The following is a 15,147-nucleotide window of genomic DNA, read 5'->3' as shown; positions in this document are numbered from 1 at the left end:
CCTTATTCTTTTATGACAACAAGGTCTTCTCCAAAGAGCTGGATCGCCTCATCAATCCATGGTTCGGACTTGCCTTCGCCGCTCTCGTGCTCATGCTCCAGACGCAGCTCCTCTGTTCCGGCCGAAGCCGCGGATTTCGTCGCAGCTTCATTCCAGTCGCGCATCATCATCGTTACCAGCCGGAATGGCTTACCCAGCTTGGCATTCATTACGTTCTCGATGACCTGCCGGTTTGCAGGCTTCTCGGTAGTATCCCGGTGAATGGTATTCTTGAAGGCAACCAGCACGGCATCTTCCATCACCGCCACCGGCTCACCGTCCACAAACCACGCGTGTACCGTGACCTTCTCTTCCTTCACACCCTGAAGAACAAGACTCCACTGCTTATAGACCGCGTTAAAATCAGGACTGTCCTTACCCGCAATAAACTTATCCAGCTGCGGGGGAAGCTTAGAGGCCGAGGATACGCGCGGAGCGCTTGGCGGGGCAGTGCGCTGCGGCGCCTGCTCCCGCCCGCCGCCGGCAACCCCGCCGGCTTGAATAGCCTGCTCCAGCTTCTTCTCCAGCGCGGCAATCTGCGCTCTGAGCTGATCCAGCTCACCGGACTGTACCTGCGGAGAACCATTCGCAGCTGCAGGCGCGGCTGCATTCACTGCCGGATCGCCTACAGACGGAGCAGCAGCCTCCTGCGGACCGCTGCACAGCTTCATCAGCGCTACCTCGAATATGGTCTGCGGATGTGTAGCATACTTCATCTCTCCCAGATAACGGCTCAGCGTCTCCACAATCAGGAATAAGCGGTCGCGGGTAAAGGCCTTAGCCATATCGCGGAAATCTGCCGGATTCAGCACGCGGTCCGTTAGCTGATCCGCTCCAGGCACCATCTTGATCATCAGTAAATCGCGGAAGTAATACAAAAGATTCTCAAGGCACTTATCTGCGCTCTTACCCTCATGCATCATCTGCTCCACAAGCTCCAGCAGCTGCCCCATGTCACTCTCAAGAATAGCGTTCGCCAGACGCGCGAACTGCTCGGAGGGGATGCCCCCGGTCATTCCCAGCACCTGCTGATAGGTCACATTCCCATCTGTAAAGGATGAGATCTGGTCCAGGATGCTGAGCGCATCCCGCATTCCCCCGTCAGACAGGCGGGCGATATACTGGAGAGCATCTGCATCTGCTGTAATGCCTTCCTTCTGGCAAATCTCGGTCAGGCGGCCCGTCTGTTCCTCCAGTGAGACCCGGCGGAAGTCAAACCGCTGGCAACGCGAGATAATCGTAGCCGGCAGCTTGTGCGGCTCGGTAGTCGCCAGTATAAACATCACATGCTGCGGAGGCTCTTCGAGCGTCTTCAGCAGGGCATTGAAAGCCTCTGTTGTCAGCATATGCACTTCATCAATAATATACACTTTACGGCGTACTTCGGTAGGTGCATATTTCACCTTATCCCGCAGATCGCGAATCTCTTCAACGCCCCGGTTGGATGCCGCATCTATCTCCTGAACGTCCATGATGTTGCCTGCCGTAATCCGCAGGCAGGACGGACACTCATTGCAGGGCTCAGGACCCGGGCCCCGCTCGCAGTTGACTGCCTTGGCCAATACCTTGGCCGCACTCGTCTTACCGGTTCCCCGCGGTCCGCTGAACAGATAGGCATGCGAAACCCGCTGTTCACGGATCGCATTCTGCAGCGTCTGGATAATATGCTGCTGCCCTACCATATCTTGAAACGACTGCGGCCGCCAGGCACGGTACAGCGCGATATGTTCCACTATGCATTACCCTCTCTCAGGCTGCCGCTTTCCGGCATTTGTCGCTAATTTATTATACTATATTCCCAAGTCTTTGACCAAGCAGAAGCGGCTCACCGTCCGAAAGGTAAGGATATGAGCCAGAGCGGGAATAATATCTCATTGCCTGGGATACGCAGAAAAACAAAAAGCATCTTTGCTTGTAGCAAAGACGCTATCATCATCCTTATTTAAACCGTGCACCTGTTATTGATGGCTGCGATCCAAGCGGTAACCCTACAAAACTGCTCGGGCTAGGCCACCCTCCGGCACAAGAGCAAACTCGCTTATGGCTGCTTCCTTCCGGACCTGACCAGGTTCACAAGCACTCATTGCGGAGGACCCAACCGTCAACACAGCCCATAGGAACCAAGGCCTCACATCGACAGCACCTCTAACAGGAATTCAACCTCGCTACAGCGGATTGCGAGTTACAGGGCACCGCTACCTCCCCGTCTAGCACGGCGAAGATAAGTATAGCTTACGGACAGGCAAAAATCAACTATGCAATATTAGACACCGTATTTCTTCTTGAATCTGTCCACGCGGCCGCCGGCATCCAGGAACTTCTGCTTACCGGTGAAGAACGGGTGACAGCTTGAGCAAATTTCGACGCGAAGCTCCTGAACTGTCGAACCGGCTTCAAACGTGTTGCCGCAAGCGCAGGTTACCTTCGTTACATTGTACTTGGGTTGAATGGTTGTTTGCATATGAAATCTCACCTCTCACGCCCTAAGCCTCATGCGGGCCTAGAGTTATATGATTACGCAAGCTACATTCTAGCATGTGAAGCCCAGGCTCTGCAATAGGCCAGCCGTTCTTAAAAAACCTAAGGCCTAGAGCTGCACTCCGCGCCGCTTGGCACGGGCAAGCTCAGCAGGGGGAACATGGGTGAAGGAGCCGATCACAACCTCCGGAAGCTCCTCACGGAAGATCTCCAGCATGGTCTTCATGCCAAGGATCTCTCCCCGTGCAGGGGGAATAAGCTCTAGATAGCTCTCCGGGTCAATATTGAGATTACGCATCTGAATGAGCTTAAGATCTGTACGTCTCACGAACTCCACCATTGCTTCGATCTCTTCCTCACGGTCTGTAACCCCCGGGAAAATCAAATAGTTAATGGAGGTGTATACGCCTTGTGAGGCAGCGTACTTCAGCGACTTCTCCACGTTAGCCAGCGTATACCCGCGAGGCTTGTAATAGGCGTTATAATGGTCATCCAGTGCGCTGATGGTACTAACCCGCATCAGATCAAGACCGGCATCGACAATGCCGCGGATATGATCGCTTAAGCCGGCATTGGTGTTGATATTGATATAGCCCATATCGGTAATGGACCGGACTTCACGGATAGATTCAATAATCAGCTTCGCCTGCGTAGAAGGCTCACCTTCACAGCCCTGTCCAAAGCTGACAATGGATTCCGGCGTCTTCAGGTGCTCCAGCATCACTTGCGATACTTCGTTCACTGCCGGACGGAAGTTCATCCGTGTCTGCGGGGACACAAACCCGCTGTCATCGGGCTGTTCAGAGATACAACCGAAGCAACCGGCGTTGCAGGAGTAGGAGACAGGAACAGCGCCTTCCCAGCGGCCGAGGAAGGTATTGGACGAGGTTAAGCATTCATACTCCAGCGCGCAGTTGGACAAGTGATTATACAGACGGTTCTCCGGGTACTTGGCAGTCAGTTCGCCCACACCGGTCTTCACATCGTCCCGGTCACAGTTAAGCGGGTTCCACTGCTCCGGATCATCCGTAAGATCAGCCGCCACATAGAATCCGCCGTCCTTCCATACTACAGCGGAATATCCGAAGAGCGGAAGCTTGTAGGTCTTGTCTGTCTTGACGTAACCGGGAAGGCACAGGCGGGTGTATCCCTGCGGCAGCAAGGCTCCGACAGCCTGCGAACCTGCCGGCAGGGGCAGCATCTCGCCGGTCTCCGGATTCATCCCAATCGCCCGGGTGTTCGGGAGCCCGACCAGCGTGGCCCCCTCAGGCAGCGGAACCAGCTCTTCCTCCAGTATCTCAACGATCATATCGCCACTGCGGGCCAGGGCATACAGCTCGGGATGATCATATACGTTTCCTTGTTCGTCGGCATATACCAAATACATGTTATTCTCCTCTTGTTATCTATTCTCAGGTAGTCGGCACAGAAGGCGCCTTGGGACGCGTGGTGCGGCGGGCGGACGAGCCGCTGTTCGAGGTGCCGCCTTTGCTGGCCGTACCGCTTGCTGACGAGGAATCCTTGCCTCCGGCTACATCGAAGGAGGCCAGGAACTCCGCATTCGTCTTGCTGTCACGCAGCTTCTTCAGGAATCCTTCGACGAAGTCATAGGATTCATTCATATTTTTACGGATCGACCAGATGGTATCCAGCTCTTCCTTACTAAGCAATACTTCTTCACGGCGTGTACCCGAACGGCGGATATCAATTGCCGGGAAGATCCGGCGTTCAGCCAGCTTACGGTCCAGATGGAGCTCCATGTTCCCTGTACCCTTGAATTCCTCATAAATAATATCATCCATCCGTGATCCGGTATCAATCAGTGCGGTAGCAAGAATCGTTAAGCTGCCGCCCTCCTCCACGTTACGTGCGGAACCGAAGAAACGCTTAGGCCGATGGAACGCGGCAGGGTCAATCCCTCCGCTAAGTGTCCGGCCGGATGGCGGAACTACGAGATTGTAGGCGCGGGCAAGACGGGTGATGCTGTCCAGCAGAATAACGACATCCTTCTTGTGCTCTACCAGACGTAGCGCGCGCTGCAAGACAAGCTCTGCCACTTTAATATGGTTCTCCGGCAGCTCGTCAAATGTCGAAGCCACTACCTCACCTTTAACCGAACGCTGCATATCCGTTACTTCCTCGGGACGTTCATCGATCAGCAGAACAAACAGTGCAATCTCGGGATTGTTCGTAGAGATACTGTTGGCAATTTCTTTGAGGAGGAGCGTCTTCCCTGCTTTGGGAGGTGCTACAATCAAACCGCGCTGCCCCAGTCCTACAGGAGCAAGCAAATCCATGATACGGGTCGATAAATGGGTTGGGGATGTTTCGAGCGGCAGCTTATCTTGCGGATAAAGCGGCGTAAGCGCCGGAAAATGTAACCGTTCAGCTGCAGTTGCCGGATTCTCGCCGTTGACGGCATTCACCTGCAAGAGTCCGAAATAGCGTTCGTTCTCCTTCGGCGTCCGGCATTTCCCGGAGACCAGGTCACCGCTTCTAAGGTCGAACTTGCGGATCTGCGATGCGGAGATATAGATATCCTCTGCACTAGGCAAGTAGTTAATCGGCCGAAGGAAGCCATAGCCTTCCGGCAGAATCTCAAGCACGCCTTCCATAAACATTAGACCGCTCTGCTCTGCCTGTGCTCTAAGAATAGCGAAGATTAACTCCCGCTTCTTAAGCGTTCCGTAATAAGGAATCTGGTATTTCTTGGCAAGCTTATACAGATCGGTAAGCTTCATTTCTTCCAGATCGGAAATTTGAAGATCCATGTGCTATAACCACCTATTCAATTTGTGTATGATGAGTTCTAAACTATGAGTCTATGAAAATGCTTATTAGGATAGGATTACCCGAATTGGAAGGAGATATGCATTTAACAGCCAATTTCTGCCCTTGCCAATCCGGGTATTCTCATTATTCGTTCTCGCGCCAGACATCGGCTCCCAAACTGCGAAGATTACTTACGAGGTTGTCATAACCGCGGTCAATATACTCTACACCTGTCACTTCGGTGATGCCTTCTTCAACAGTCAGACCGGCAATCACCAGCGCTGCGCCTGCACGGAGGTCGGCAGCCTTCACCTTAGCTGCATTGAGCGGGCCGCCTTCAATAATTGCGGAACGTCCCTCTACACGAATCTTAGCGCCCATGCGGACCAATTCAGGAACATGCTTGAACCGGTTGCTGTAGACGAAATCGCTCAGGACGCTAACGCCTTCAGCCTGAGTCAGCATGCTCGTCATTGGAGATTGCAGATCAGTCGCGAAACCGGGATAGATCAGCGCCTTGACATCCGCGTGCTGGTACTTGGCCTTGCCGATCACCCGGATACTCTCATCCAGTTCTTCTATGTCAACTCCCATTTCCAGCAGCTTGGCAGTGAGCGCCTCCAGATGCTTGGGAATCACGTTATCAATTAAGACATTGCCACGCGTAGCCGCTGCGGCAATCATGTAAGTTCCAGCCTGAATACGGTCAGGAATGATCGAATGGCGGCAGCCGTGCATTTCGTCTACGCCTTCAATCCGGATTGTTTCGGTTCCGGCACCCTTAATAACAGCGCCCATGGAGTTGAGCAGGGTAGCTACATCTATAATCTCAGGCTCTTTAGCCGCATTTTCAATAATTGTAGAGCCTTTGGCACGGGAGGCCGCGAGCATAATGTTAATAGTGGCGCCGACACTGGATACATCCAGATAGATCTTGGCACCGCGCAGTTCTTTGGCATACAGGTGAATCGAGCCATGGTCATTGGTAACAGTCGCACCAAGCGCCTCAAAGCCTTTGATATGCTGGTCAATCGGACGGGGCTCAAAATTACAGCCGCCGGGTAATCCAATGGTCGCTTCCTTAAACCGGCCCAAAAGTGCGCCCATCATATAATAAGAGGCCCGGAGCTTCTTCACCGGTCCGTTAGGCATGGGAATGGATACGATACGGGAGGGATTAATTCTCATTTGGCTGCCTGTCCAAGACACGCTCGCGCCAAGCTCCTCCAGAATTTCGGAGTAAACGGCAACATCACTAAGCGCAGGCAAATTATCCAGCACAACTTCAGACTCCGCCAAAATTGCTGCAGGAATAAGCGCAATGGCGCTATTCTTTGCTCCGCTGATGGTAACAACGCCCTCTAGCGGACGTCCGCCGCCAATCATTAATTTTTCCATAAATTTATCTGGTTCCCCCTACGTGTATTGCAGCTTGTTGTGGCAATACCAGTTGTGGCTTAAGGTGACATAAGGACTGCTTGTGATTGGTGATTAGAAGAAGAAACGGCTGCGCCGTCCTTACCTGAAGGACGGCACCCGTTTCTGAGGAAAACGAAATAGCTTGTGCGGAAAAAACGTTATGCGGCAGGGTAATAATTAGGCTTTGTTGCTGGATCCGAATTCGCGGATTTTGCCGATAACAGTCTGCTTGATAGCATCGCGGCCTGGTGCGATGAATGTACGCGGATCGTAAGCATCCGGCTTAGCAGCAAGAACTTCGCGGACAACCTTAGCGAACGCGATTTGGTTCTCAGTGTTAACGTTGATCTTGGAAGTACCCAGGGAGATGGATTTCTGAATGTCATGTACCGGGATACCAGTACCGCCGTGAAGTACAAGCGGAAGGTTAACTGCATCGCGGATTTCTTCCATTTCCTTGAATCCAAGGTTTGGTTCGCCCAGGTAAGGACCGTGTACGGAACCCAGTGCAGGAGCCAGAGTGTCAATGCCTGTTTCTTTAACAATGCGTACACATTCGTTAAGGTCAGCGTATTGGATGCCGCCGATAACGTCATCTTCCTGTCCGCCTACAGTACCAACTTCTGCTTCTACAGAAACACCTTTAGCGTGAGCATAGTCAACAACCTTCTTGGTCATCTCAATGTTATGATCAATCGGGTGGTGGGAGCCGTCGATCATTACGGAAGTAAATCCGGCATCGATAGCTTCTTTACATTTGTCAAAGCTTGAACCGTGGTCCAAGTGGATGGCTACAGGAACGGTGATTTTCATGTCATGAATAAGACCTTCAACCATCTTAACTACTGTGTAAAAGCCGCCCATGTGACGGGCTGCGCCTTCGGATACGCCAAGGATTACCGGTGACTTCTCTTCTTCTGCTGCACCAAGAATCGCTTGCGTCCACTCCAGGTTATTGATGTTGAACTGGCCAACTGCATATTTTCCTTCAAGTGCTTTGGTCAACATGTCTGTCATAGATACTAATGGCATGGTTTCAATCCTCCTAAAATATTGGGTTGCTTATATAAGCCGACATCACATACAGGCCTATTATAGCACATCCTGTGTTAAATACTAAATAGGATACACAAAAAAATGTCCCGGTGGGACGATATTCAGCCAACCCTTTGCCGGCGGACTATTTTCTCATTTAGCGTATCCATAACAGGACGTCCCCAAACTATAAACTTCTAAGCTAGCTGCATTGGTCAATCGACTTGTTGTGCAGATGCATATTGACGGCAACGCGCATCTCATCAATATCAAACGGCTTGGTAAAATGCATCAGGGCCCCCAGCTTGGTCGCTTCCTTAATCATGTCCAGCTCTCCGTAGGCCGTCATCATAATGACCTTGATCGCCGGATTAAGCTCCTTCAGATGCTTGAGAATCTCGAGTCCGTCCATCCCCGGAATTTTCATATCCAGCAAAACCATATCCGGCGATTCGTTCCTGACAATGTCCAGCGCCAATTTCCCGTTAGCTGCCTGAAAGGTGGCATAACCTTCACTATTGAATACTTCCATGAGAAGAATCCGGATTCCATTCTGATCGTCGACGATTAACACTTTTTTCTTTTCCATACGTTACCCTCCCAGAGTTTAAGGCAGATTGTCCATACCGCGCCCTCTCAACAGCTAACGGCCCCGCTTCAACTTAGTCTATACGAAACCTATTATTCGTGCTTTGCAGCCAAAATCCTGCTAATTGGCTAAAATGCGTAAATCTATGCCATATAAAGGAGGAATTCCGGTGAAAAAGCGGGAATACAGTCCCCTTGCATTCCGGGAGCTATTGTGCAAAGGAGGTTTTGTCAAAAAGAAAGCCCCCGAACCGGGAGCTCCCACAGGCCTGTCTGGCCTATTCATTCTATAGTTACATTTGCTCGGAATGTGTAAGCGAGGCTTTGACAAATTCACGGAACAGCGGCTGCGGACGGTTCGGACGGGAGGTGAATTCCGGGTGAAATTGCACGGACAGGAACCACGGGTGACCCGGCAGCTCGACAATCTCCACCAGACGTCCGTCAGGGGAGGTACCGGAAATAACCAGACCTGCCTTCTCCATCTCATCACGGTAAGCATTGTTGAACTCATACCGGTGACGGTGACGCTCATAGACCAGCTCATCGTCATAGCAGGACATAGCCAGGGAATCCGGCAAAAGCTTGCAAGGATACAGGCCGAGGCGCATCGTGCCGCCCATATCTTCGATATCCTTCTGCTCTGGCAGAAGGTCAATCAGCGGATGCGGAGTCGCAGGATCGATCTCGGAGCTGTTCGCTCCTGCCAGTCCCAGCATGGAACGGCCGTACTCGATGACAGACACCTGCATTCCCAGGCAAATGCCGAAGAACGGAATGGACTGCTCCCGCGCATAGCGGATGGCCGAGATCTTGCCTTCGATTCCCCGGTCACCGAAACCGCCTGGAACCAGAATGCCCCCGATGCCGCCCAGCAGCTCATCCACATTCTCATCCGTCACCAGCTCTGCATCGACCCACCGGAGCTTCACTTCGGCATTGGAAGCAAATCCGGCATGGGACAAGGATTCGACCACGCTCAGGTAAGCATCGTGCAGCGCCACATACTTGCCGACGATGGCAATCTCAACGGTACGCTCCAGCTTCTGAATCCGCTCCAGCATGCTCTCCCATTCGCGCATATCCGGTGCAGGAGTGGTCAGCTTCAAATGATTAACAACAATCTCATCCAGACCTTCGTCGCGCAGATTCAGCGGCACTTCATAGAGCGTCGCGGCATCGCGGCATTCCACAACGGCGTTCGCATCAATATCACAGAACAGAGCCAGCTTGGCTTTCATATCGTCGGTGAGCGGATATTCCGTACGGCATACGATCACATTGGGCTGAATCCCGATGCTGCGCAGCTCCTTGACACTGTGCTGGGTCGGCTTTGTTTTCACTTCTCCGGCTGCTTTGATATAAGGAATCAGGGTTACGTGAATGTACATGACATTCTCCCGGCCGATGTCGCTCTTGATCTGGCGGATGGCTTCCATGAACGGCAGACTCTCGATGTCGCCCACGGTGCCGCCGATTTCGGTAATGACTACATCGGAGCCGGTCTCACGGCCTGCACGGAAGACGCGTTCCTTGATTTCGTTCGTAATATGCGGGATAACCTGTACGGTTCCCCCTAAGTATTCCCCGCGGCGTTCTTTGCTGATGACCGAGGAATAGATTTTGCCTGTGGTTACGTTGCTGTTCTTGGACAGGTTAATGTCAATAAACCGCTCGTAATGCCCAAGATCGAGGTCGGTCTCCGCACCGTCATCGGTTACGAATACTTCCCCGTGCTGATAAGGACTCATTGTTCCCGGGTCCACGTTAATGTAAGGATCGAATTTCTGGATCGTTACCTTGAGACCTCTGTTCTTGAGCAGTCTGCCCAGCGAAGCAGCGGTAATGCCTTTGCCAAGGGAAGACACAACGCCACCCGTTACGAAAATATACTTTGTCACTCTAAAACCCTCCTAAATAAAGTCCAGAAATTCAGGGGACGCTTGATGCTTATCGTATCCCTTTTTTCCATCATCCAACCGGGGAACCCGAAAGTTGCTTCCACCCGCCAAAATTCAAGGCCGGCAGCCTGGGAATCGCGGAAAACCGCAGCTTCTTGGCATACAAATGAAGCGAAGCCTATTCCTTCTTATCTTGTAAAAAAACAAAAAAGTGACACCCGTAGACCCGGGGCACTTTTTATTTTCGAAAACAATATTAACTTTCATTATAAGCCCATGCAATAGTTTACTCTGAGCGTCCCGCCCCTGTCAAGGGAGGAATTGCGCGCTGCAAAGACTGTTCTAATATTTATCTTCCTCGTCCTCATCGTCGGCATCGTCTTCTTCGCCGTCTTCGGAATCTTCATCATCCGATTCGTCTTCGTCAATGTCGTCTTCATCGATGACTACATCTTCGTCAACTTCCTCTTCGCTGTCGTCGTCGGAATAGAGGTCGTCGCGATCTTCGTCAATCGCATCGAAATCCTCTTCCTCGGCAGCATAATTCTCTTCTTCATCGGTGAAGTCGTCATCTTCCAGATCGTCGTCTTCGTCGTTGATGATCCGCACACGCTTGGTGTTGCCGACAGGGTCATCGGAGCGTTCGAGCGGGTACCAGCGCTTCAACCCCCACAGGTTGGTTCCGACACAGGCAAAACGTCCGTCAATATTAATCTCGGTATATAGCTGGGCGATCGTATCTTGGCTCTCTTGATCGGTCAACCCGCGCAGCTTGGCAACCTCCACCATCAGATCACGGTAGTAGTAAGGCGTATTGGCTGCCTTAAGCACCAGGAAGGCCAGGTCTACCATCGGCATTTCTTTTACTTTCTCAGGGTCCAGCTTTAAATTGAGTGGCGTACTCACTAAAGGACACTTCCTCTCACGCATTGTTCACATTCAATCATGCTTCATTCATGATATCCATTAACAAAACTAAGTAAAACCTATTTGCGGGTAAATTGCAAGTCTATTGCAGCAAGATCAGGGAAACAGGATTGGCGGTGCTTCCGCATGAAGAAGGCTTGTCCACCTGGACAGGGCAATAAATGGGATGAGCATGGGCGGGCTTTTCATTCCAAAAAGGCGGAGGGGTTACCCCTCCGCGCATGACTGTATCCACGCCAAGGATCGGCTCCTTACGGGATGTTGCAGGGCGCCTCGCGGTTCCCTCTGTTTATTTTATGTAAACTCCAGCCTTTTGACACGATGGGCAGCCTATTTCGTTAAAAAAGGGCAAGTTCCCATTCGGACGCCATCCCCCTTTCATACAATATGGCAGCACGGCACCGAGGAGGGGACGGCGTAACCTATGGATTATTACGGATTTTGGCAGATGCTGCTTGAAGAAATGAAGGCTGCCTCCAAAAGTGCACCACGGCACATTGTGACCTTCAACGACCCCCGCATGTATGCCGGCGCATTGTCGCAGTGGAAATCTCTGAAGAGTAAAAAGCCTGGCCTGAGGCAGGTTCAGGTCTCTACGCTGATCCGGGCTTTTTTCGTGCCCGCCGCCGGAGCAGAGCGGCTGATGGACCGTTATGCGGATTCCCTCTGTATAGAAGAAGACCACCGGATTAAGGTTCACTCGCCCCTGGCGGACAAAAGCGGTTCCGCCCTGATGCCCTGGGGGATCAGGGCCATCCGCGCTCCGCAGGCCTGGTCCAGATCGACCGGCGTTCATGTGAAGATCGGCGTCATCGATACGGGCGTTGATTTCCGCCATCCTGATCTCAGGCATTCCCTGGCCTCCGGAGTCAACCTGCTGAACCGCGGCATGATGCCGCTGGATGACAACGGCCACGGCACGCATATTGCCGGCACCCTGGCGGCGGCCGGGGGCGCGCGCAACATGATGGGCGTAGCTCCCCGAGCGCTGCTCTATCCGGTCAAGGCCTTCGACCACAACGGCTCCGCTTATGTGTCGGATATTGTCCTTGGCATCGATTGGTGCGTGCAGAACAAAATCGATATCATTAACATGAGCTTCGGGATGAGGAACCGGAGCAAGGCTCTGCATGATGTGGTAATCAAGGCCTACCGGGCCGGGATTGCCATCATCGCTTCCGCCGGCAACGACGGCAAGCGCGGCGGGGATTACCCCGCGCGCTATCCGGAGACGATTGCCGTAGGCGCTCTTGACAGAAGGCAGCGCGTCGCGGCCTTCAGCAACCGCGGACCGTACATCGATGTGTACGGTCCGGGCGAGGGCATCCCCTCCTGCTGGCTGCGGGAGGGGTACAAGGAAATGAGCGGCACCTCTATGGCGACCTCGCATGTCACCGGTGCCGCGGCCCTGCTGCTCGCGCTGCGGCCGGGGCTGTCGCCCCGCGAGCTGAAGCTGCTCTTGCGCCGCACCGCCTCGCCGGTACGGCTGCGCAAGGGCCAGCGCCGCGCATCGCTGGGCGGCGGCGCGGCCGATGCGCTGCGGCTGCTGCGCGCAGGCATCCGGGCCCGGCGCGCCAGCGGCAGCGCCAGCAGCGGGGCTGGCGGCAGCGCAGCCGGTGGCAGCGGCGCTGGCAGCGGAAGCAGCAGCGGGGCGAAGGCCGCTGCGGCGGCAAAGGCGTAAGGTACAGCGGCATGGCAAGACCAAAAAACGCCGCCCCCAGAAAATAGGGGCGGCGCTTTCCAAGTATAGTTACATCCGGTCCGGTGCGGTAACACCAACCAGCCGCAGGACATTGGCAATGGCCGTCCGTGCAGCGCCCAGCAGGGCAAGGCGGGCTACCGTCTGAGCAGCATCCTCAGTGATTACGCGCTCTGCCTTGTAGTAGCTGTGGAACAGCGAAGCCAGGTCGTATACATAGCGGACCAGCCGGTGCGGCGCATAGCCCTCGGCGGCAATGGTAATCTCCGCAGGCAGTTCACCGATTTTGCGGAGCAGATCATATTCATGTGCGGCAGTCAGCTTGCTGTAATCAATCTGGGCTGCATCCGGCACTACAATCCCCTGCTCCTCCGCTTGGCGGAATATGCTGCAAATCCGCGCATGTGCGTACTGTACATAGAATACAGGGTTCTCATTGGATGTCGAAATCGCCAGATCCATGTCAAAGTCCAGATGCGAATCCATGCTGCGCATGGTGAAGAAGTAACGGATCGCGTCGATTCCGACTTCCTCCATCAGGTCTTCCATCGTCACGGCTTTGCCGGTACGCTTGGACATCTTGACCTTCTCGCCGTCCTGGAACAGGCTGACCATCTGGGCGATCAGCACCACGAGCTTCTCGGGATCATTGCCGAGCGCCGCCATAGCCGCCTTCATCCGTGGAATATAGCCGTGGTGGTCGGCTCCCCAGATGTTGATCATCGTGTCGTAGCCGCGGCCGTATTTGTCGCTGTGATAGGCGATGTCCGGTGTGAGGTACGTATACGTGCCGTCGTTCTTGATCAGCACGCGGTCTTTATCATCGCCGTATTTGGTGGTCGCAAGCCAGGTGGCGCCTTCCTTCTCATAGACTTCTCCGCGCTCGCGGAGCTCATCCAGCGAACGCAGCACTTCTCCGTTCTCATAGAGGGAGGTTTCACTGAACCAGATATCGAAGTTGACCCGGAACCGGCTGAGGTCACGTTTGATTTTGTCGAGCTCCTTGGCAAGCCCGTAGGTACGGAAGAATGCCGCCCGGTCGCCCGGTGTCATAGCCAGCAGAGAGTCGCCCTTCTCCGCCACCAGCTCCTTGGCGAAGCCCTTGATATCCTCTCCATGATAACCGTCCTCCGGCATCTCGGCCGGCTGGCCCAGCTCCTGCAGGTACCGGGTCTCGATGGATAAGCACAGATTGGCGACCTGGTTGCCGGCATCGTTAATGTAGTACTCCCGGGTCACGTTGTAGCCGGCATAATCCAGCACGTTGCACAGGGCATCGCCGACCGCAGCGCCGCGGGCATGTCCCAGATGAAGGCTGCCGGTAGGGTTCGCGCTGACGAACTCCATTTCTACACGCTTGCCCTGGCCTATGTTCACACGGCCATAACCTTCACCCTGCTCGGCCACAAGTGCGATCACGGGGTAGAGATAGCTTTTGGACAAAGTGAAGTTAATGAAGCCCGGTCCGGCAATCTCCGCCTTCTCAATAGAAGCGCGGCCCGTATCCAGATGCTCTATAATCGCCTCGGCGATCTGCCGGGGGTTACGCTTAGCAATCTTGGTCAGCTGCATAGCAGCATTGGTGGCCATATCTCCATGGGCCTTGTCCTTCGGTACTTCCAGCACAATGGCGGGCAGCTCTTCGCGGGACACCAGACCTGCGGCTACTACCGCATCGGCGATGGCCTCCTTCACCCGTTCATGGGCAAGCTGGAGCGGATTTAAAGATTGTGTCATGATTGTGGTTCCTCCTGTATATTCAAACTTATAGCGAACTGTCCTGATAATTCCCCGTATACGTAGAGATCATATTCCCATGAAACGGCAAGCGATCTTCCTTCGCGCTTGATGTCCAGTGTCTTCGTGTCTGTGGTGAGATTGAACTGTGTATAAGGCGAGCGGTAGAATCCGGGCAGCGGTTGCCCCGGCTCAAAGGACTGCTCCGACTGGACAGCGCCATGGCGGATCAGCTTGATTCTGCCCTCTGAAATCTTCAGTGTGTTGCGTACCACAACTGCTGCGCCTTCGGGTGCGGTCTGCTGCTCTTCATAAATGATGTACAGCGACTGCCCCTTGGCAATAGCCTCTCCTGCAGCATGTACCACACTGCGCTCTGTGCCCTGCACACTCTCCAGCGTTACCGAAACGCCGTATTTGCCTTGCGGTCCTTCAGTCATCACACGTTCCCCGCTTATTCGTACTTGTAATCATAGAGGTCATATTCGCTTTCCCATTGTACACTATATCCAGATCAGGAGGGCATTTCAATCGCTTTTTCATCTGCCTTGG

Annotated in this window: 13 protein-coding genes and 1 other RNA gene; 2 read left to right on the top strand and 12 right to left on the bottom strand. The window is 53.7% G+C overall.

Annotated elements, in window-relative coordinates:
• Window positions 1-2: 2 nt before the first annotated feature.
• The 9 genes from dnaX to MKX51_RS32035 all read right to left on the bottom strand — a co-directional run bounded on the left by dnaX (window position 3) and on the right by MKX51_RS32035 (window position 10,232).
• On the bottom strand, window positions 3-1,721 hold the full coding sequence (gene dnaX, locus MKX51_RS32075; RefSeq protein WP_445322092.1) for a DNA polymerase III subunit gamma/tau: 1,719 nt from the start codon (window positions 1,719-1,721) through the stop codon (window positions 3-5).
• Between the two features lie 265 nt (window positions 1,722-1,986).
• An RNA gene (gene ffs / locus MKX51_RS32070) (signal recognition particle sRNA large type) lies at window positions 1,987-2,255 on the bottom strand.
• 47 nt (window positions 2,256-2,302) lie between these two features.
• The gene (rpmE, locus tag MKX51_RS32065) at window positions 2,303-2,500 is read right to left on the bottom strand and encodes a 50S ribosomal protein L31 (protein ID WP_036724459.1); all 198 of its coding nucleotides are present in this window, start codon (window positions 2,498-2,500) and stop codon (window positions 2,303-2,305) included.
• Window positions 2,501-2,626: 126 nt separating this feature from the next.
• Complete coding sequence (locus tag MKX51_RS32060; protein ID WP_340995259.1) at window positions 2,627-3,904, bottom strand: radical SAM protein; 1,278 nt, start codon at window positions 3,902-3,904, stop codon at window positions 2,627-2,629.
• A gap of 25 nt (window positions 3,905-3,929) precedes the next feature.
• The gene (rho, locus tag MKX51_RS32055) at window positions 3,930-5,288 is read right to left on the bottom strand and encodes a transcription termination factor Rho (RefSeq protein WP_076162080.1); all 1,359 of its coding nucleotides are present in this window, start codon (window positions 5,286-5,288) and stop codon (window positions 3,930-3,932) included.
• A gap of 145 nt (window positions 5,289-5,433) precedes the next feature.
• Window positions 5,434-6,687 carry a UDP-N-acetylglucosamine 1-carboxyvinyltransferase gene (locus MKX51_RS32050; protein ID WP_340945656.1) on the bottom strand — a complete coding sequence of 418 codons (1,254 nt, stop codon included), beginning with the start codon at window positions 6,685-6,687 and terminating at the stop codon, window positions 5,434-5,436.
• A 198-nt stretch (window positions 6,688-6,885) separates the two neighbouring features.
• Window positions 6,886-7,740, bottom strand: a complete 855-nt coding sequence (gene fba, locus MKX51_RS32045; RefSeq protein ID WP_036724454.1) for a class II fructose-1,6-bisphosphate aldolase — start codon at window positions 7,738-7,740, stop codon at window positions 6,886-6,888.
• A 205-nt stretch (window positions 7,741-7,945) separates the two neighbouring features.
• The gene (locus MKX51_RS32040; protein WP_340945658.1) at window positions 7,946-8,332 is read right to left on the bottom strand and encodes a response regulator; all 387 of its coding nucleotides are present in this window, start codon (window positions 8,330-8,332) and stop codon (window positions 7,946-7,948) included.
• 292 nt (window positions 8,333-8,624) lie between these two features.
• The gene (locus MKX51_RS32035; protein WP_340945661.1) at window positions 8,625-10,232 is read right to left on the bottom strand and encodes a CTP synthase; all 1,608 of its coding nucleotides are present in this window, start codon (window positions 10,230-10,232) and stop codon (window positions 8,625-8,627) included.
• Window positions 10,233-10,277: 45 nt separating this feature from the next.
• Between MKX51_RS32035 and MKX51_RS32030 the strand changes: the two genes are divergently transcribed.
• Window positions 10,278-10,517, top strand: coding sequence for a hypothetical protein (locus MKX51_RS32030; RefSeq protein WP_340995256.1), 240 nt, complete (start codon window positions 10,278-10,280; stop codon window positions 10,515-10,517).
• Between the two features lie 57 nt (window positions 10,518-10,574).
• Here the strand turns inward: MKX51_RS32030 and rpoE are convergent, their stop codons facing one another.
• Window positions 10,575-11,138, bottom strand: coding sequence for a DNA-directed RNA polymerase subunit delta (gene rpoE / locus MKX51_RS32025; protein WP_339312211.1), 564 nt, complete (start codon window positions 11,136-11,138; stop codon window positions 10,575-10,577).
• A 445-nt stretch (window positions 11,139-11,583) separates the two neighbouring features.
• Here rpoE and MKX51_RS32020 point away from each other — a divergent pair, with 445 nt between their 5' ends.
• The gene (locus MKX51_RS32020; protein ID WP_340995254.1) at window positions 11,584-12,840 is read left to right on the top strand and encodes a S8 family peptidase; all 1,257 of its coding nucleotides are present in this window, start codon (window positions 11,584-11,586) and stop codon (window positions 12,838-12,840) included.
• A 69-nt stretch (window positions 12,841-12,909) separates the two neighbouring features.
• Here the strand turns inward: MKX51_RS32020 and argS are convergent, their stop codons facing one another.
• Both argS and MKX51_RS32010 read right to left on the bottom strand, forming a co-directional pair.
• Entirely contained in the window at window positions 12,910-14,595 is a 1,686-nt protein-coding gene (argS, locus tag MKX51_RS32015) for an arginine--tRNA ligase (RefSeq protein ID WP_340945665.1), read from the bottom strand.
• Complete coding sequence (locus MKX51_RS32010; protein WP_340995252.1) at window positions 14,592-15,035, bottom strand: DUF1934 domain-containing protein; 444 nt, start codon at window positions 15,033-15,035, stop codon at window positions 14,592-14,594. Before MKX51_RS32010 ends, argS begins: the two co-directional genes overlap by 4 nt.
• Between the last annotated feature and the right edge of the window lie 112 nt (window positions 15,036-15,147).

Source organism: Paenibacillus sp. FSL M7-0420 (assembly GCF_038002345.1).
Lineage (GTDB): Bacteria > Bacillota > Bacilli > Paenibacillales > Paenibacillaceae > Paenibacillus_AQ.
This window is presented reverse-complemented; position numbering and strand designations above follow the sequence as displayed.